The organism is Pseudomonas sp. Irchel s3h9, from assembly GCF_900187475.1.
Lineage (GTDB): Bacteria > Pseudomonadota > Gammaproteobacteria > Pseudomonadales > Pseudomonadaceae > Aquipseudomonas > Aquipseudomonas neuropathica.
Map to the genome: position 1 here is coordinate 24,179 of NZ_FYDH01000025.1, position 18,330 is coordinate 42,508.

Annotated in this window: 12 protein-coding genes; 2 read left to right on the forward strand and 10 right to left on the reverse strand. The window is 60.0% G+C overall.

Features of this window, described 5'->3' with window-relative positions:
• On the reverse strand, positions 1 to 1,275 hold the full coding sequence (locus CKW26_RS28560; RefSeq protein ID WP_095051042.1) for a beta-ketoacyl-[acyl-carrier-protein] synthase family protein: 1,275 nt from the start codon (positions 1,273 to 1,275) through the stop codon (positions 1 to 3).
• Positions 1,276 to 1,283: 8 nt separating this feature from the next.
• Positions 1,284 to 1,853: an acyl carrier protein gene (locus CKW26_RS28565; RefSeq protein WP_095051043.1), complete on the reverse strand. Its 570-nt coding sequence runs from the start codon at positions 1,851 to 1,853 to the stop codon at positions 1,284 to 1,286.
• Between the two features lie 511 nt (positions 1,854 to 2,364).
• On the opposite strand from CKW26_RS28565, the gene CKW26_RS28570 reads away from it, so the two are divergent.
• Positions 2,365 to 2,709, forward strand: coding sequence for a cupin domain-containing protein (locus CKW26_RS28570; RefSeq protein ID WP_003177747.1), 345 nt, complete (start codon positions 2,365 to 2,367; stop codon positions 2,707 to 2,709).
• A 149-nt stretch (positions 2,710 to 2,858) separates the two neighbouring features.
• On the opposite strand, the gene mmsB is transcribed toward CKW26_RS28570, so the two are convergent.
• Both mmsB and CKW26_RS28580 read right to left on the reverse strand, forming a co-directional pair.
• Positions 2,859 to 3,761, reverse strand: a complete 903-nt coding sequence (mmsB, locus tag CKW26_RS28575) for a 3-hydroxyisobutyrate dehydrogenase (protein WP_095051044.1) — start codon at positions 3,759 to 3,761, stop codon at positions 2,859 to 2,861.
• Positions 3,762 to 3,771: 10 nt separating this feature from the next.
• The gene (locus CKW26_RS28580; protein ID WP_095051045.1) at positions 3,772 to 5,298 is read right to left on the reverse strand and encodes a CoA-acylating methylmalonate-semialdehyde dehydrogenase; all 1,527 of its coding nucleotides are present in this window, start codon (positions 5,296 to 5,298) and stop codon (positions 3,772 to 3,774) included.
• Positions 5,299 to 5,447: 149 nt separating this feature from the next.
• On the opposite strand from CKW26_RS28580, the gene CKW26_RS28585 reads away from it, so the two are divergent.
• Complete coding sequence (locus tag CKW26_RS28585; protein WP_095051046.1) at positions 5,448 to 6,395, forward strand: LysR family transcriptional regulator; 948 nt, start codon at positions 5,448 to 5,450, stop codon at positions 6,393 to 6,395.
• Here CKW26_RS28585 and CKW26_RS28590 read toward each other — a convergent pair.
• The 6 genes from CKW26_RS28590 to recC form a co-directional block, all read right to left on the reverse strand.
• Positions 6,392 to 6,844, reverse strand: coding sequence for an OmpA family protein (locus tag CKW26_RS28590; RefSeq protein WP_095051054.1), 453 nt, complete (start codon positions 6,842 to 6,844; stop codon positions 6,392 to 6,394). The genes CKW26_RS28585 and CKW26_RS28590 overlap by 4 nt on opposite strands.
• 47 nt (positions 6,845 to 6,891) lie before the next feature.
• A complete protein-coding gene (locus CKW26_RS28595; RefSeq protein WP_095051047.1) occupies positions 6,892 to 8,160 on the reverse strand; it encodes a diguanylate cyclase domain-containing protein in 1,269 nt (422 codons plus the stop codon).
• The gene (locus tag CKW26_RS28600) at positions 8,157 to 8,732 is read right to left on the reverse strand and encodes a YfiR family protein (protein WP_095051048.1); all 576 of its coding nucleotides are present in this window, start codon (positions 8,730 to 8,732) and stop codon (positions 8,157 to 8,159) included. Before CKW26_RS28600 ends, CKW26_RS28595 begins: the two co-directional genes overlap by 4 nt.
• Before the next feature lie 119 nt (positions 8,733 to 8,851).
• Positions 8,852 to 10,960 carry an exodeoxyribonuclease V subunit alpha gene (recD, locus tag CKW26_RS28605; RefSeq protein ID WP_095051049.1) on the reverse strand — a complete coding sequence of 703 codons (2,109 nt, stop codon included), beginning with the start codon at positions 10,958 to 10,960 and terminating at the stop codon, positions 8,852 to 8,854.
• A complete protein-coding gene (recB, locus tag CKW26_RS28610; RefSeq protein WP_095051050.1) occupies positions 10,957 to 14,646 on the reverse strand; it encodes an exodeoxyribonuclease V subunit beta in 3,690 nt (1,229 codons plus the stop codon). Before recB ends, recD begins: the two co-directional genes overlap by 4 nt.
• Positions 14,643 to 18,095 (reverse strand): exodeoxyribonuclease V subunit gamma, encoded by a 3,453-nt coding sequence (gene recC, locus CKW26_RS28615; protein ID WP_095051051.1) that lies wholly within the window; start codon positions 18,093 to 18,095, stop codon positions 14,643 to 14,645. Before recC ends, recB begins: the two co-directional genes overlap by 4 nt.
• Between the last annotated feature and the right edge of the window lie 235 nt (positions 18,096 to 18,330).

Here is an 18,330-nt window from a genome sequence, read left to right on the forward strand (position 1 = left end):
TCATGCCCTCCCCAGAACCAGCGAACTGTTGATGCCGCCAAAGCCGAACGAGTTGGACATCACCACGCTGATCGGCTGTCGCACCGGCTCGCTCAAGAACTTCAGCGAAGGGTATTCGGCACGCTCGGAGTCGTAATTCAGGGTCGGCAGCAGCACACCGTCACGCAGGCTCATCAGCGACAGCACCGCTTCGATCGCACCACTGCCTGCCAGGGAGTGCCCGATGGCGGACTTGTTGGCGGTGAAGGTCATGAAGTCCTGGCAGCCGCCGAACAGACGCTGCAGCGCCAACGCTTCACAACTGTCATTGGCCTGCGTGGAGGTGCCGTGGGTGTTGACGTGTTGCACGGCGCTGCGCAGCAGCCCGGCGTCTTCGATTGCGGCTTCCATGCATTCCTCGTATTTACTGCCGTCGCGACTGCTGGAGGTCATTTTCTGCGCCTCGCAGACATTCGCGTAACCCAACACCCGGCCCAGTGGCGCAGCCTTGCGCCGTTGGGCGTGTTCAGCGGATTCGAGAATGACCATCGCCGAGCCTTCGCTGAGGACAAAACCGCTACGGTCAGGCATAAACGGGCGGCTTTGTTCGCTCGCCGGCAAGTCGGCCTGACAGAGCGCGCCGAGGCTGTTGAACATGTAATAAGGCAGTTCGTTGGCCATCAGTTCGACGGCGCCGCAGATAGCCAGATCGATCTCTCCGCGCTCGATCGCCCGGTAAGCACTGCCGATGGCCATGGTGCCGGCGGCACAGGCATCGGAATGGGTCGAGATGTGATCGCGGATGCCGAGCCGATCGGCCAGGTGCTGCGTCTGTTGATCGACCCGCCGGGTGAAAGTCGCGCTGGACGCTGCCGGACTGTCCAGCAGACGGTCGAGGTCGACGCGTCCGGCCTCATCCATGCACCGGCTGAGCCGCTGCAGGTCGTGGCTGTCGGCACAGTACTTGTTGGCGCCCAGAAACAGACCGCTGCGACTGTGGGCAAAGTCTGCCGGTGTCAGACCGGCATGCTCCAGCGCCTGTCGGGCAACGTATTCGGCCAGCACACTTTGCCGTGGGTGCAGCGCCGCGTTGCCACCGAAACCGGCCCCGATCCGCTGCCACTGCGTATCGTCGATAAAACCGGCGGCGCTGTTGTTGAATCCCAGCGCCTTGAACCGAGGATGTTCGCGGACACAGGATTGCTTCCGGCAAATCCGCTCGAACAACGTGGCAGCGTCCAGCGCCATCGGCGCCACCAGACCGAACCCGCCCACATAGACTTCTCGTGCCCGCATGAGAACTCCTACACCGCTTCTTTGGCGTGAGTGGTGACAAACTGCTCAACCAATTGACGCGACACTTCATCGCCATCCGCCGGCACCAGACGTGCACTGCACGCACCGCAGACCACTTGTTGACGTTCGTTCAGAACCGCTTGGTGAGCGTTGCAATCCGGGCAGGTGGCCGGCAGGTAGTTGAAAAGATTGCGGCACTGGTTGGCCCAGTTACGCACGGTAGTCGCGGCGAACACCTGAGCCGGTTGCATGCCCGCCTTCAGTTGATCCGGGGTGTAGGCGCTGAGGCTTTGCTCAAGCAGGTGCTTGCCACTTTCGGTAATGCGACCGTTGGCGAGAAACTCGCTGGCATCCCCGCAAACCGCCACCGCATGGTCAAGCACGCTGGTTTTCGGCAGTGTGCAGCCATATTGGCGGCCCAGTTGGAAGCTCAGGTCGACGATGTCCAGCGAGTCGGCACCGAGGTCTTCGACGATGCTGCTGTTTTCTTCGATGTCATTCGCATCCATCACCAACAGCTGTACGAGGATTTCGCGAGTGCTGGCAACGACATGTTCCAAGTCCAATGGATTGTTCATTTCTATCTCCCTATATGTCGTGACTACTTCATGAATTCGACTTATGAAAAGTAACTTTTCCCACAGCAACTTCTCACGCGGCGGGAATCTAAACTCTGCCCTTAAGGGGAGAGTCAACGAACTATTCAAGGTTTTTTTACAACTCGAAAAAAGTCTGCAAAACCCCACAGACACCGCACCTCCTTGGTGCGGCGAACGACTTATTTACTTAACAAAGACGGGGTATGGTGGGGCGCCCGCGCTATCGGGCAGGCTGACTATCGAAAGCAACTAAGGACGCAACGGAACAGACGTACTAAAAGTAAAAACCAGACAAGTAAAATAGTTATAACTTCATAGCCTTTGTTTTAGATCAATACTGCCGTTAATTGATTTTGCTGGAAGGTTTACGTCTCCATCCGTAAACCTGGCAGCGTTTATGGATATCTGCATGTCGAGCACAGACATCTGGGCAGAAGCACGGCGCTATAGGGTGCAGCTTCCGTTTGATCGCCTTGTCTGGAGCCGACACATGACCGCCCCTATTACCGTTCTACGCGACACTCATCCGCTGCCGGTACTCGATGCCTGCAAATGGGAAAAACTCGAAGGCGACCCGCACACCGTTAACCTCAACGCCTACACCAGCGAAGACGGCAGCAAGATCATGGGTACGTGGATCTGCACCCCGGGCAAATGGCGCGTCGATTATGTGAAGTGGGAGTACTGCCATTTCCAGGAAGGCTACTGCGTGATTACTCCGGACGGCATGGCGCCGATCCACCTGCGTGCTGGCGATATTTTCGTGGTTGAGCCGGGGATGAAAGGCACGTGGGAAGTGGTCGAGACCGTGCGTAAATATTTCGTGTTTGCCTGATGCAAAAAAGCCGGGAGATCACCCGACGTGATTTCCCGGCAAACAATTTCTGATATACGCAATTCCCCTGCTCGCGAAAGCGGACCGTCAGTCACTTCCTTGTTGAAGCAACCGCCGTCATCGCGAGCAGGCTCGCTCCCACAGTTTGTTCAGCGCTGCCCTTCAATTGCAGGCTTGCGATAGCTGTTGATGATCGCCGAGAAGTCTTTCCCGCCGTCACCGCGCTGGCTCATCGCCTGATACAACTGCTGCGCCACCGCGCCGAGCACCACCGGTTGGTGCGCCTGACGCGCCGCTTCGGTCGCCAGCCCCAGATCCTTGAGCATCAGTTCCGCACCGAACCCACCGGTATAACCACGCGAGGCCGGCGCCGTTTCGACGATGCCCGGCCACGGGTTGTACATCTCCGAACTCCAGCAACGCCCGGTCGAGCTGTTGATGATTCCGGCCAGCACCGAGGTGTCGATGCCCAACGCATCGCCCAGCGCCATCGCCTCGCTGACGCCGACCATCGAAATCGCCAGCAGCAGGTTGTTGCAGATCTTGGCGATCTGCCCGGTGCCGACTTCGCCGCAATGCACAATGTTGCGGCCCATTTGCGCCAGCACCGGTTGCAGGGTGGCGAACAGTTGCGGGGTGGCACCGACCATGAAGGTCAACGTGCCGGCAGTGGCACCGCCCGTGCCACCGGACACCGGCGCGTCGGCCATGGCCACGCCTTGTTTCGCGGCAGCGGCCGCTACATCGCGAGCGGTCTGCGGATCGATGGTGCTGCAATCCACCGCTGGCACACCTTGGCGAATGCCAGCCAGCACACCGTCCTCACCGAGCCAGACACTGCGCACATGCACCGCCGCCGGCAGCATGGTGATCACCAGTTCGGCATCTTCAGCAGCTTCACGGGCCGAAGCACGAATGCTGCCGCCCAGTTGCTCCAGTTCCGCCAGCACGGTTTTGTTCAGGTCGACCAGACTCAGCGAGTGGCCGGCCTTGATCAGGTTGCGCGCCATTGGCGCGCCCATGTTGCCCAGACCGATAAATGCGACTTTCATGATCGATTCCTCAGCGCAGGTTGATGGTGGTATTCACGCCGTCGTTGACGCTGTCGTCATCGAACCAGCGCGCCGTGACCGTTTTGGTCTGCGTGTAGAACTGCACCACTTGCTTGCCGTACGGGCCGAGGTCGCCGAGTTTCGAACCGCGCGAACCGGTGAAGCTGAAGAATGGCACCGGCACTGGAATCGGAATGTTGATGCCGACCTGGCCGACGTCGATTTCCGTCTGGAATTTACGCGCCGCCGCACCGCTCTGGGTGAACAGGCCAGTGCCATTGCCGAACGGGTTGGCGTTGACCAGCGCAATCGCCTGATCAAGGGTGTCGACTTCCAGCACCACCAGTACCGGGCCGAAGATTTCCTGGGTGTAGATCTGCATGTCGGTGGTCACGCCCGAGAACAGGGTCGGGCCGACAAAGTTGCCTTGCTCGTAGCCCGGCACCTTGATGTCGCGGCCGTCCAGTTCAAGCTTGGCGCCTTCCTTGATGCCGCTTTCGATCAGGTCGAGAATTCGCGCCTTGGCTTTCTTCGAGATCACCGGGCCGACATCGGTGCCCGGCTCATTACCGGCGTTGACGGTGAGTTTCTGCGCCAGCGCTTTCAAATCTGGCAGCCATTGTTTCGCCGCGCCGACCAGCACCACCACCGAGGTGGCCATGCAACGTTGCCCGGCGGCACCGAAACCGGCGCCGACCAGCGCATTCAGCGCTTGCTCGCGATTGGCATCGGCCAGCACCACGGCGTGGTTCTTCGCGCCCATCATCGATTGCACGCGTTTGCCGTGCTTGCCAGCCAGGTCATAAACGTGGGTGCCGACGGCCGTCGAACCGACGAAGGACACGGCTTTAATGTCCTTGTGCGTGCACAGGCCATCGACCACATCTTTACCGCCGTGAACCACGTTCAACACGCCCGCCGGTACACCGGCCTCGATTGCCAGCTCGACCAACAGCATGGTCGACAGCGGATCCTGCTCCGAAGGCTTCAAGACAAAGGTGTTGCCGCAGGCGATGGCCATCGGGAACATCCACAGCGGAATCATCGCCGGGAAGTTGAACGGCGTGATGCCGGCGCACACGCCGATCGGCTGGCGCAGGGTGTAAGTATCAACGCCACCCGCGACGTTTTCGGCAAACTCGCCCATTTGCAGCGTGCCGATAGAGCACGCGTGCTCGACCACTTCCAGGCCACGGAAAATATCGCCCTCGGCGTCGGCAATGGTTTTGCCCTGCTCGGCACTCAGGACGACGGCAATACGTTTGGAGTGCTCGCGGATCAGCGCTTGCAGCTTGAGCATGATGCGCATGCGCGCACCGATCGGAGTCAGTTTCCAAGTCTGGAAAGCGCGCTGGGCGGCGCTGACGGCGGCATCGACTTCAGCGGCGGTGGCAAACGGCACTTTGGCCAGCACCTGTTGGGTGGCCGGGTTGACGATGTCGTGCCATTCGGTGGTCTGCGACTCGACCCACTCGCCGTCGATCAGCAGTTTGACCTTCTGCAGCGTGGTGTCGTTGGGCGTAAGCGATGCGTTCATGCTGGTCTCCAGAACTTGTTTTTATCGTAGGAGCCAAGGCGAAAGGTTCGCCTTGAAATGAGGCGTGTGTCACGAATTGGTTGTCGGACTGTTTTTGGAGTATAGATGTGCAAACTTCTAATAAGAACGCACATATAAGCCCGTCCATCATGCAAAAAAACATCACCTCTCTAGGCTCGCTGAACTGGGACGACCTCAAGTTTTTCCTCGAAGTCGCCCGCACCCGCAAGGCCAGTACCGCCGCCAAACGGCTGGCTGTCGACTACACCACGGTGTCGCGGCGGATCAGTTCGCTGGAAGCGGCATTGGGCACTTTGCTGTTCGAGAAGTCGCGGACCAGCGGCTTCGTCCTGACCACCGAAGGCCAGCGTTTGCTCGGTTATGCCGAGTCGATCGAAAGCACCTTGCACATGGCCTGCGAGCAGGTCTCCGGCTCCGGCGTGGCGCTGTCCGGGCATGTGCGCATGGGCTGCACCGAAGGTTTCGGCAGTTTTTTCATCACCCCGCAGCTGAGCCATTTCGTCGATGCTTACCCGGCGATCTCGGTGGACATCCTGCCGCTGCCGCACTTCATCAGCCTGTCCAAGCGCGAGGCCGATATCGTCATTGCTCTGGAACGCCCGGAGCATGGACCGTACGTCTGCTGCAAATTATGCGACTACCGTTTGCAGCTCTACGCAACCCAGGACTATCTGGACCAACACCCACCGATCCGCCGCCCGGCAGACTTGGGCAAGCATCAATTCATCAGTTATGTGGATGACCTGGCGTTCAGCTCGGAGCTGCTGTACCTGGCGAACGTGCTGCCAGGCGCCAGTGCGCATTTGCGCAGCACCAGCGTGATTGCGCAGTTCGTCGCCGCACAGCAGGGGCGTTCTCTGGCGATTCTGCCGTGCTTCCTCGCCGCGCAGGACCCGCGCCTGCTGCCGGTGTTGCCGGAGGACATCGACATCACCCGGCAGTTCTGGATGTACTGCCGGGAGGACCTGCGCAAGCTCAAGCGGATCACCCTGTTGTGGGATTACATCCGCGAGGTGACCGAGCGTAATCAGGGCCTGCTGATGGGGCAAACCCGCGACATGCAGTTCGCCGATTAGTCGGCGCTGACCACAATCGAGACCCGGCGGTTTTCCGTGCGACCCGCTGCCGTATCGTTGGACGCCACCGGCTCTTTGCTGCCCAGGCCCTGCAGCTGGATGTTCTCGTCCTTCATGCCGACTGTGCGCAGGACGTTGGCGACACTTTTCGCACGGCGCAGGGACAGTTGCTGGTTGTAGGTTTCCTTGCCCGATGCATCGGTGTGACCATCGACGCGCACGCGCTCGATACCGACGCCCAGCAATGCCTTGCCGATGCGTTCAACGATCTCGGTGCTTTGCGTGTTCAGGCTTTCGACGTCGCTGCCAAACAGCACTTTGCCGGACAGGCCAAACTCCCAGCCCTCGTCAGTCAATTCAAAGCCCTGTTGTTTGAGGACCGCAACTTGCGCCGGGGTCAGGCCTTTTTGCGGCGCTGTCTGGCAACCGGTCAGGGCCAGTACGGCCATCAACAGCACAGCGTAAAAAGATCGAATGGTCAGTGTGGACACGAGAGTCAGCTCCTGGTTTGCACGGAATCGACCGGGTGCTCCGCCCCGGCCGTGAATTGGGCGCCGCGCGACAGGCGCTTGGCTTGATACATCGCCGCATCGGCGGCATCGAGCAAGGCCCCCGGCGTGGCACCATGATCGGGAAAAACCGCAATGCCGATACTGAGCGAGGTCACCACACTGGTGTCGCCCGGCAACGCGATGGGCATGTCCATGCTGGCGAGGATCTTGTCGGCAATTCGCTCGGCATCTTCGACCTTGTGCAGCGGCGTGAGCAGAACCGCGAACTCGTCACCGCCCAGTCGCGCCACCAGATCCTCTTCACGCAATTGCGCACGGACGCGGTTGGCCACGGCCACCAACACCGCATCACCGGCGGCGTGGCCGAAGTTGTCGTTGATGCCTTTGAAACGGTCACTGTCGAGAAACAACACGGCCACGCGCTCATCGTGTTTGCCGGCATTGCGCAACGCGCGGATCAACCGCCCTTCGAAAAAGGCGCGGTTTGGCAAACCGGTCAGGCTGTCGTGACTGGCTTGGTGAGCGAGGGTTTCATTTTCGTTTTGCAGATGGGTTTGCCACGATTCCAGTTCGTCGAGCAAGGCGTTGAAGTCATTGCCGAGGTTGTCGAGTTCGGCGATCTTCGCCGGCGGCACACGGCGGTCCAGCGCGCGTTCACTGCGTGCGGCGTGGGCGACGGCGGCCAGGCTGCGCAGGGGGCCGGTGATGCCGCGTAACTGGCGCCGCGCCAGGTAGAGCGCGACCCAGGCGCTAATCGCGGTACAGAGGATGATCCCCGCCAGACCACTGAGCAGAAAGCGCATCAGGCTACCGCCATGACCCGTGAGCAATACGCGACCGATTTCACGGTCCTGATGCTCGATCGGCAGGCTGATGGGTTTCTCCAGGACGGCGCGGGTGATCTGCATTTCCAGCTCAGAGAACAAGCCGTTTTCCGGTCGCTGCCAATGCGCGAGCAGTTGTCCCTGGCTGTCCAGCACCTGGGCATCAGCGACCTCTTCGGCGGAAGCAATCAGCGCCAGCGATTCGTTGGCGGCCGTCTTGTCGTTGAACACCACCGCAGCTTCCACGGTGTAGCTGATCGAACGGGCGATCAAGTGCAGGTTGTGATCGGCGTACACCCGTAAAGCCAGTACGCCGAGCAACGTCAGCGAAACACTGGCCATCGCCACGCCCACCAGCGCAACAATCAAATGCCCTCGGCCGATGACCGACCCCAACGTCGGGCGTTTTTCCGCTCGGAACAGTTTCATGGCGCCGCCGGTTTGCGACGCGACAATTGCAGCACGCTTGGGTGAATACGCACGCCGCTGCGGGCAACGGAGTCGAGGTTGACCTCGAAAGACACCTGTTCATCGCCAATGCGTAGACAGAACAGACTGCCGACCGTGCATTGATCGCCGCCTTCGCTGATGCTCAGCACCGGATGACCGATCAGTGAAGAGAACAAGCGAGCGCGTTCATCCGTAGTGAGTTTGCCGATGTACACCGCATCGCATTCGCTGATGATGGCCGGGTTGTCGGCCAGCAGGCGACGTACGGTGACCGGCCGGCCGGTGGCTTGAGTGGTGCCTTTGACCAGATCATCGGTGTATTCGGTGGGGCCGACGATGCACAAGCGCAATTGCGCCGGTTCCACCGGCCAGCGCGCGTAGCTGAGAATGCCAAGAACAACCTGAGTGACAGATTTGGCCCGTTGTTCGGCCATGCCCGTCGGCGCTTGCGACTGTGCGACAGCCGCACCCGTCAACAACCAGAGCAGACCGACAAGCAACGCGTGCTTGCAGACAACTACGCGCCCTGTCGCCCAGACAGACACCTTCATGCAGGGATTCTCTTGGATCGTAGCGAAATGATGCCGCAACGATAGCACAGCACTGGAACGCCAGCGAGACAGCGACCTCTGACCGGTCGGTCAGTAATCGCCGTCAATCGTCTGGATTTTCACCCCCGAGGCACGGCACCCTCTTCCAGTTCCAGCATCAGCCCGCTCAGGCGTTTGACCTTGCGCTGCACTGCCTCCTCGAACACCCCCGGGCGGGATTCGATCAGGGTGAACCAGTGCTTTGCGCGGGTGATGCCGGTGTAGATCAATTCTTTGGTAAGCACCGGGTTCAAGGCATCGGGAAGGATCAGCGCGGTGTGGGCAAACTCCGAGCCCTGAGACTTGTGCACCGTCATGGCGTAGACGGTTTCGACGTCGTTGAGGCGGCTTGGCAATACAAAACGCACGCCACCCTGCCCGTCGTTGCGCGGGAACGCCACGCGCAATACCGGTTTTCCCGCGTCCGGCCCTTCGCGCTCGGGCAGCTTGAGGGCGATCCCGATGTCGCCGTTCATCAAGCCCAGACCGTAATCGTTGCGAGTCATCAGAACCGGACGGCCTTCGTACCATTGCTGATCGTTTTCAATCAGACGTGCTTTGAGCAATGCGGCGGTGATTCGTTGATTCAGACCTTCGACACCCCATGGCCCTTTGCGCACGGCGCACAGCAACTGGAAAGTGTCGAAAGCTTGCAAGACCTCGCGGGCCCAAACGACCCAGTCCGGATGTTCGAGGGGCCGAGCCGAGGGTGGGCGCTGATCACGCAGCACACTCAGATAATGGCGGTAACCCTGCGGGCCGTCGCCGTGCCCTTCCAGCAGCAGGCGCTCCAGCTTGTGATCGTGTTCACCCTTGAGTGGCAACGAATACACATCGTCATGGTGTCCGGCGGTGAGCAACTGACGCGCTTCATCCGGCAACTGTTGATTGACCCGACGCGCGAGCTGACCGATCCCGCTGCCCTCGCCGAAGCGCCGGGAGTGGCGCAGCATGACCACCTGCTGGGCCAGCGGGTGGGCGCCATCGACGTCTTCATGCAAGCCGCTGCCCTGCAACAACTCACCGCTGACCGACTCCAGCCACTGTCGGGTCTGCGGGCTGTACCAGCCACCCTCGGCGTCACGGCACAAATCCCCCAGTACAGCGCCGGCCTCCACAGAGGCCAGTTGGTCCTTGTCGCCCAACAGAACCAGGCGTGCATGGGGTGGCAAGGCATCGAGCAGATTGGCCATCATTTCCAGGTCGATCATCGAGGCTTCGTCGACCACCAGCACATCCAGTGGCAAGCGATTGCCGGCGTGGTGGCGGAAATGGCGGGTGCCGGGACGGCTGCCCAGCAAGCGATGCACGGTGGTGACGTCACAAGGAATCTTCGCCCGCACCTCTTCGGTAACTTTCAGCGACTGCACCTGCTGGCTGATGGACTCGGTCAACCGCGCCGCGGCCTTGCCTGTCGGTGCCGCCAGACGAATCCGCAGCGGATGACCGGTAGCGACTGCGGGCGCTTGAAGCAGGGCCAGCAAACGCACCACCGTGGTGGTTTTGCCGGTACCCGGACCGCCGGTGACGATGCTGAAGGCACCGCGAGTGGCAAGGGCGCAGGCGAGTTTCTGCCAGTCGATTACCTCGCCGGTTCTGGCTGATCCGAACAGTTCGTTCAAGCGCTGCGGCAGATCGTCCGGTGTTGGTTCGACTTGCTCCAGGCGCTGGCGCAACGCCGTATCAATGCGCCGCTCGTAGGTCCAGTAGCGTCGCAGATACAGACGTTTGCCCGACAATACCAGCGGGCGTTGCTGTGCGAAATCGCTGGAATCCGCCGCCAGCGCGACCAAGGAGCTGCCCGCCAGCACCCTGCACCAATGAGCACCGTCGAGCGCCTCAAGCAATTGCGACGGCAGCAACAGCACACCGCCTTGCACGTCGCCTTCGGGGGGCAGTGACAGCGCGAAGTCAGGAGCTTTCAGGGTTTCGTACAGATCAAGACAGACATGACCGTGGCCCAGTTGATGGCTGGTCAGGGCGGCAGCCAACAGCACCAGCGGATCCGTGTCGCGCTCAAGTTCGTGCAGGAACGCGACGAACGCTTTGTCCAGCGCACGCAGCCAGCCACGCTCGACCCAACGAGTCAGCAATATCAACAGGTCATCGGCGCTGGTCAGCGGCGAAAGCCTCGACAGGCTGTCGGCTGCGAGCGGTATGGGTAGCAGATCGGCAAAGGTGCGGCTCATAGCAGGACTCCCTGTTCCCAGGCGGGTTCGGACTTGGGTTCGGGTTTTCCTTGAAACATACGGTCGAGACGCTCGATCAGTTCACGAGGGGGACGGGCGAAATACACACCACGACTGTCAGCACGCGTGCCACGCAGGAACAGATACAACGCGCCGCCGACATGTCGGTCGTAATCGTAATCAGGCAGCCGCGCCTTGAGCTGGCGATGCAACGCCAGCAGGTACAACACGTATTGCAAGTCATAGCGGTTGTCGAGGATCGACTGTTCCATGGCCTGCTCCGTGTAGGCCTGATCATCCACACCGAGCCAGTTGGATTTGTAGTCCGCCACGTAATAACGGCCATCGTGTTCAAAGGTCAGGTCGATGAAGCCTTTGAACATGCCATTGAGTTGCACCGGTTCGGCTGCCACGCGAGCCACGCCCCGATGCGTATGCTGACGCACCAGTTCGTCGAGTTTGAGTACATCGACTTTATGGCTGGCGAACCAGAATTCCATTTCGACCCGATATTGCTTCAGCTGTTCGAGTACAACCGGTGGCTGCCCGCCGGCAATCGGTAGTGGCGATTTGAGCAAATGCTGCAACCAGTCACTCAAGGTGGTGATCCAACCCTCCCAACCGCGAAGGTTGCAGCGTCGGGCAATCGCATCCTCCAGCGCCTCGCGGGAAACGGCAAAGCCGTCATCTCCCGCCCATTCCAGCAAACCGTGGAGAAATGTTCCCGGATTGGGACCGCGCGGAAAGCGGTGGATATCGGCGCCGCCGGCAATGATTTCCCGCGGCGCATCGGGGTCGAGGCGTTCGTCATCAAACAGCTTTTGCGCTTGTGGGCTGTCCGGTGCTTCATCGCTGCCGCCACTCAACACGTCGCTGATGCGCAGAGCGCTGTAGGAGGCGATCCACCAGTTCTCGCTGGCCTTGCGCTTGGGCAACAGTGTGGCACTCAGCACGGCGTCATTGCGTGGCGGCTGGTAATGCTCGTCGGTAGGTTGGGGCATTTCATTGATATGGATAGCCGGGCAGTCTAGTTGCAGGTCTTGCAGCCAGCGTTTCAGTTCGCTGGACTCGCCAAGCGATGCGCCGCCACCAAGCAGATAACCCAGCGCCGAGAGGTGCAGCACCGAACTGTTGTTATTGCCCCGTTTGAGATCCGTCACGCCCAACCAGCAGGCATGTTGTGCGCGAGTCAACGCAACGTAGAGCAAGCGCAAGTCTTCGGCCAGACGCTCATCGTCCGCTTGCGCTACCAACTCGGCAGTTGGTTTCAAACTCACTTGAGCCTTGCCCTCTGCATCGTGGTAATGCAGTGGCAGGCGACTGCCATCCACGGGTTTTGCCGAACAAATGAACGGCAAGAACACCAATGGATATTCCAGGCCTTTGGACTTGTGGATGGTCACGACCTTGACCAATTGCTCATCACTTTCCAGACGCAGAATCTGCTCTTCGCCGGCCTGGCCAGACACTGCCAGCAGTTCAGCCAGATGGCGAATCAGCGCTTGTTCACCGTCCAGCTCCGCTGCTGCTTGCTGCATCAATTCCGACAGGTGCAAAAGGTTGGTCAGGACACGCTCGCCATCGGTGCGCGTCATCAAGGTTTGCGGCAGATGGAAGTCGTGCAGCAGGCGGCGCAACATCGGCAGCACGCCTTGCTTGCGCCATAGCTCGCGATAGCCACGGAACTGCATGACCCGGGTTTCCCAGACCAGTTCGTCCTGGTTCAGACGTTCCAGTTCGGCCAATGGCAGGTTCAGGGTGATGCAGGCCAATGCGGCTTTCAGGGAGCGTTCGATATCCGGCTCGGCACAGGCCTTGAGCCAGGACAACAGGTCGTGGGCTTCTTGTGCCGCGAATACCGAATCCTTGTCCGACAGGTAAACGCTGCGAACGCCACGGGCGGCGAGTTCTCCGCGCACGGCCTGGGCTTCTTTGCCGTCGCGCACGAGAATCGCGATGTCGGACGGCCTCAGGCCTCTGAAGTCTTTGCCGTCCTGAATGAACCCTGCGCTAGCGTTTTGCCCACCATTGAGCAGCGAGGTGATTTCGCTGGCGCACGCTGCCGCCAACTGCTGACGATAGACCGCACCCGACAGTGGCTGGTCGGTGGACAAGTGCCAGACATTCAACGCCGCGACAGCTTGCCCGGCAACTTGCAGCTGTTCCTTGCGACCTTGAGATTCGACGGGGAGGAACGGCACCGGGTTGTCGCCGTTTTTCTCGCGGAACAAAAACGCCCCGCGGCCCTGCTCTCGGGACTCGGCGCGTGCGAAAACATGATTGACCGCGTTGACCATGCCGTGGCTGGAACGGAAGTTGGTGCCCAGCGTATGCAGCCGGCCAGTGGTGGCCTGACGCGCACGCAGGTAGGTATAGATGTCTGCACCGCGGAAAGCGTAGATCGCCTGCTTCGGATCACCAATCAGGAACAGGCCGGTTTCAGGACTATTGTCTTCGATGCGATAGATGCTTTCGAAGATTCGATACTGCACCGGGTCGGTGTCCTGAAACTCATCGATCAGCGCGACCGGGAACTGCTCGCGAATCAACGTCGCAAGACGTTCGCCTCCGTCGGATTGCAGAGCGGCATCCAGGCGCAACAACATGTCGTCGAAGCCCATCTCGGCGCGACGCCGCTTCTCTTCTTCAAAGCGCGCGCCTACCCATTTGGCGGCATGTTGCAACACTGCGGCATCAGGGGTTGGCAATGCATCGAGGCTCGACTTGAGCTTTGGCATCGCGTCCAGGCCGGGGTGACTGGGAGCTTGGCCTTTCCACGCTTCGGCCATCCCGTCGGGAGTCAGTCGGGTGAAACCGGTGCCGATATCCAGTTGCTCCAGGGACTCATCTTCGGCCCATGCCTTGAGCTTTTCGAACCACGGTTCGAAGTAACGCGCCTGCATCTTGCGACCGTCGACAGTTTTGCTCGCAACACCTTGATGACAGATGGCGAGCAATTCGTCTGCCCACTGACGCCATGGCATTTTCAGCTCGATCAGCGCTGCACGGCGTTCTTGCAGACATTCATCGATCAGCTCCGCAGGCGCTTTGCCCTCGTCGCTGTCGCGCTCACTGGCGAACAGGCCGCGCACGCGAGGCAACAACGCTGCGGGCCCGCCCCAGTTGCTGCGAACCCAATTCAAGGCATCGCCCTGCATCGGGTAACAGAACAGCCGCCAGTAATCGCGCAGCACTTCGCCGAGCAACTCGCTGTGGTCAGTTTCCAGAGATTGGGTAAACAAGCTGCCACTGTCGAACGCATGCTCACGCAGCATGCGCTGACACCAACTGTGGATCGTCGAGACAGCTGCCTCGTCCATCCATTGCGCGGCGACATCGAGGCGGTTGGCGCAACCGGGCCATTGTGGGGAGTCGAATTGATCACGCAATTCGGCGATCAGCGCGTCGGGCGCAGGCGTTTCGTCACGAAAGAATCGAGCGGCCTCAGCCAGACGCGTGCGTATGCGCTCACGCAGTTCCTTGGTCGCGGCATCGGTGAAGGTCACCACCAGAATCTGTGGTGGCAACAGTTCTCGGCCGAATCCATTCGCCTCGTCACCATGCCCGAGGATAAGCCGCAGATACAAAGCCGAAATGGTAAAGGTTTTACCGGTACCGGCACTGGCTTCGATCAACTGGCTGCCCTGTAACGGAAAGGCCAGTGCGAGGGGTGTCTTGGTACTCATGCGCGAGCCCCTTCGGTGGACAGCGAACGCCAGGGCGCTTCAAACAACGGGCGATACAAGGCGTCACACCAACCGGAGAACGTCTCATCGGCAAGCAATGCCTCAAAATCGGCAAATTGCCGTGACAACGCCGGGCTCTCGCGGCGCTCGCCTTCGCTGGTCTGCCCGTCACCTTCATAGGCTTTACGCGCGGCCGCTTCGGCCTTCAGCGGGTCGCTCTGAGCGAGCCACGCGAAGGCAGTTTTTACCGCGATCGGCAGTGGCTGACGCATCCCGGCCTGCCAGGCGAGGAGCAAATCACCGAGGAAACGTACCGCTCGATCCGGCTCCATCGGTTCAAGCAGCAGCGTGTCATCGCTGGCCACCAATGCGGTGCTCAGGGAAAGTCCACTGGCGCAGGCCACCAGATGATTGACCCAGGGTTTGGTCAGGCGATGCCATTTTCGGCTTTTGATCGAGCCAATGCTGTTGGGAATGGTCGTGACCGACAACAGGCCACTATCGGCGCGCTGATGCAAACCGGCGAGCCAGCCTTCGAGTCGCAAGCCCTGCAATTCAAGGTTGACCGGCGTGGCACTGCTCAACGGGGTCGGCCACAATGTCAGCAGTTGCTGATAACGCTGCAGTAGATCCGGCAGAGGTTCGATCAGCTCTCGCTGCAGGCACTCGCCAAACCCGGCCATTGGCAACAGACCGCTGTTTTGCAGACGTCGTGCCTGGGCAGTCAGCGCCTGTTCGACATTGTCCGGTTGCCTGAGAGCAGCTTCGAGCAGGCTGTCGCTGAGCGTGTAACGCTGCAATGCGTCCAGCACGAAGGGTTCTTCATCGGCCAGGGGGGCTTCGGCCGCTTCGAAATACACCTTGAGGCGTTGCGTGAAAAAATGCCGGACCGGGTTGCGCAAAAAGTCCTGCAACAACGCTAGGCTCAACGGGTCTTCTTGCACATAAGGAGTGAGTAACTGCGCTTCGTTTTGAGGCTCATGCTGTTGATGCAGAACCTGCCATTCGCTGGCATAGCTGAAGAGTTGGTCGCCCTCATGAAAATAGCGCGCACTGAACGGTTGCAGCGGGTGCTCTTGCGTCATGGCACTCAACAGATCGCGATTTTCGTCGAGCAATCGCCAACCGCTGGCGAGGTGATCGCGCAGTTGGCCAATCAACACGGAGGCCGGTCGTTCACTGTTGTCGCGGATGCTGCGCCCCACCCAGCTGATGTACAGCTGATTGCGCGCCGACAAAAGCGCCTCAAGCAAAAGATAACGGTCATCTTCACGTCGTGAGCGATCTCCCGGACGGTAGTCGCTGCCCATGAGGTCGAAGTCCAGCGGCGGCTGCGCGCGGGGATAATCGCCGTCGTTCATCCCCAGCAGGCAGACCAGTTTGAATGGAATGGCGCGCATGGGCATCAGCGTACAAAAATTCACGGCACCGGCCAGAAACCGCTGAGACAAACGCCCTTGGTCCAGGCCGGCGAGCCAGGCTTCACGAACCACGGTCAGTGGTAGCTCATCCGCCAGACCTACAGCCTCACAGGTTTCCAGCCAGGTTTCGCGCAGCTCTTCGAGTTGGGTCAACAAGTAGTCGTCATGCTCGTTACTGGCCTTGAAGAACAGTTGCATCAGCGCTTGCAAACGGTATCCCCACTCCTTGGGTTGAGCGGGTTGGGTGAGCTGCTGGTGGGCCAGTTCCAGCGCATCGAGCAGAGCCACCAACGGCCCGATCAGTGCGGCGTCGAGTCCGCCGATCTCATCGTAGGGTTCAATCCCTTCGCATGCATTGGCACTGCCGACGGCGTAGCCCAGAAGCATGCGACGCAGACCGAAATGCCAGCTGTTTTGCTCAAGCTCGTCGGGTAAACCCAGACCCGCTCGCTGCTCGGCATTCATGCCCCAACGCACGCCCGCGCCTTCGATCCAGCGATGCAGTGTCGGCAGGTCGCGCTCTTCTACACCAAAGCGAGCGCGGAGTGCAGGAACGTCGAGCAGGTCGAGAATTTCACTGACCGGGAAACGACTGTCGGGAAGCTTGAGCAGGTGTTCGACCGCGATCAGCAGTGGATCACGGCCACGTTGCCCCTGATCCGCCAACGTGAAGGGAATAAACCGCGAATCATGCCGGTCAAGCTGACCAAATACTGCGCGGATATGCGGGGCATAGCTATCGACGTCAGGCACCATGACGATCACATCGCGCGGACGCAGATCCGGGTTGGCACTGAAGCGTGCCAGGAGCTGGTCATGCAGTATTTCGACTTCACGTTGTGCGCTGTGGGCAATATGAAAGCGGATCGACTCGTCCTGTGCCAGATCGACAGCAGGCCAGTGCTCACGGGTTTCGTTGAGTGGGCGCAACTCCAGGATATCGTCCTGGAGTTGATTGAGCAGATTGTGCGGCTGAGTTTCGCTGAACAGGTCTATGCGGCCGTCGCGAAAAGCTGCCCGATAGCTATTGGGATCGTCATAACTGTCGAGCAGGTTGATGTAGTCCCGGCCCTGTTTGCCCCACGCAGCCAATAGTGGATGGGCGTGTTGATGCAGTGTTTCAGGATCCAGCACTGCTGGCATTCCGGTCTTGCGCGATTGCCGTTTGTATTGATGGCGCAGCAGATCCTTGTCGGCGACAATGTCGGCCCAATGGTGCCGGCACGGGTTGTGTACACACAGCAGAACCTGACTGAAACGCGCGAGCCCGGCCAGCGCTTCAAGTACTTGGGCTGGCAGCGAAGAAATCCCGAAAACGATCACTCGCGAAGGCAATCCCGCAGGTGCTTCGTTGAGGTTGTTGATGCGCTCAATAAACCGTTGATGAACGCCGGCACGACTCTGCGCCATACCTTGCTCACCCACGTCATCCAGCAGCGCACGCCACAGTTCTGCCTGCCAGCAACTGGTCGGGGGCAGTGGTTTTACTTCACCTCTGACAGTGCGCAATTGATGCCGGCCTTCGGCCCAGTCTTCCAGCCAGTCGGCCCGGTACACCTGATATTGGTCGAACAGATCCGCCAAGCGTTCGGACAATTGATAGCGCTTGCGCAGGTCGGTGTCATGGGTAAGGAAGCGTTGCAACGGCTCGAAATGCGGGCGATCAATGACCTGTGGCAGCAGACGCATAAGGCGCCAGGTCAGCGGGGCCTTATCGAGCAGGGATTTGGGAGGAATTTCATCTCGACCCAATACCATGCGGTAAAGCTGCCACATGAAACTGCCCGGCAGTTGCACATCTATCGCGGCAGCAATACCGCAACCTCCGAGGTCGTCGTCCTCTGGATCTTCAGCCAAGGCCAGTTTGAGCCACTGCGCAATACCGTTGCTCTGCACCAGAGCGATTTCGTTTTCCAGCGGGGCCAGTGGATAGCGCCGCATTATGCTGATCACAAGGCTGCGCAGTTCGTCCAGACTATTGCTCTGGACCACCATGAATGCAGCGTTGAGGGACTGGGCGTCCGGCATAAGGGTTTCCTTGGAGAAGTACAAAAGCCAGGGCAGAACCTTAGCATTGTCGACAGGGTATGACAGCCGGACGACATCCTTGAATGCTGTACGAACTTTCCTGCGGGCAAAACAAAACCCCAACTGCTTTCGCAATTGGGGTTTCGGAATTTAATCTTGACGATGACCTACTCTCACATGGGGAAACCCCACACTACCATCGGCGATGCATCGTTTCACTGCTGAGTTCGGGATG

Excerpts from the sequence above, each read along its gene's own strand:
- CKW26_RS28560 (WP_095051042.1), bottom strand. The coding sequence starts at position 1,275 with ATGCGGGCACGAGAAGTCTATGTGGGCGGGTTCGGTCTGGTGGCGCCG.
- CKW26_RS28565 (WP_095051043.1), bottom strand. The coding sequence starts at position 1,853 with ATGAACAATCCATTGGACTTGGAACATGTCGTTGCCAGCACTCGCGAA.
- CKW26_RS28570 (WP_003177747.1), top strand. The coding sequence starts at position 2,365 with ATGACCGCCCCTATTACCGTTCTACGCGACACTCATCCGCTGCCGGTA.
- mmsB (WP_095051044.1), bottom strand. The coding sequence starts at position 3,761 with ATGAAAGTCGCATTTATCGGTCTGGGCAACATGGGCGCGCCAATGGCG.
- CKW26_RS28580 (WP_095051045.1), bottom strand. The coding sequence starts at position 5,298 with ATGAACGCATCGCTTACGCCCAACGACACCACGCTGCAGAAGGTCAAA.
- CKW26_RS28585 (WP_095051046.1), top strand. The coding sequence starts at position 5,448 with ATGCAAAAAAACATCACCTCTCTAGGCTCGCTGAACTGGGACGACCTC.
- CKW26_RS28590 (WP_095051054.1), bottom strand. The coding sequence starts at position 6,844 with ATGGCCGTACTGGCCCTGACCGGTTGCCAGACAGCGCCGCAAAAAGGC.
- CKW26_RS28595 (WP_095051047.1), bottom strand. The coding sequence starts at position 8,160 with ATGAAACTGTTCCGAGCGGAAAAACGCCCGACGTTGGGGTCGGTCATC.
- CKW26_RS28600 (WP_095051048.1), bottom strand. The coding sequence starts at position 8,732 with ATGAAGGTGTCTGTCTGGGCGACAGGGCGCGTAGTTGTCTGCAAGCAC.
- recD (WP_095051049.1), bottom strand. The coding sequence starts at position 10,960 with ATGAGCCGCACCTTTGCCGATCTGCTACCCATACCGCTCGCAGCCGAC.
- recB (WP_095051050.1), bottom strand. The coding sequence starts at position 14,646 with ATGAGTACCAAGACACCCCTCGCACTGGCCTTTCCGTTACAGGGCAGC.
- recC (WP_095051051.1), bottom strand. The coding sequence starts at position 18,095 with ATGCCGGACGCCCAGTCCCTCAACGCTGCATTCATGGTGGTCCAGAGC.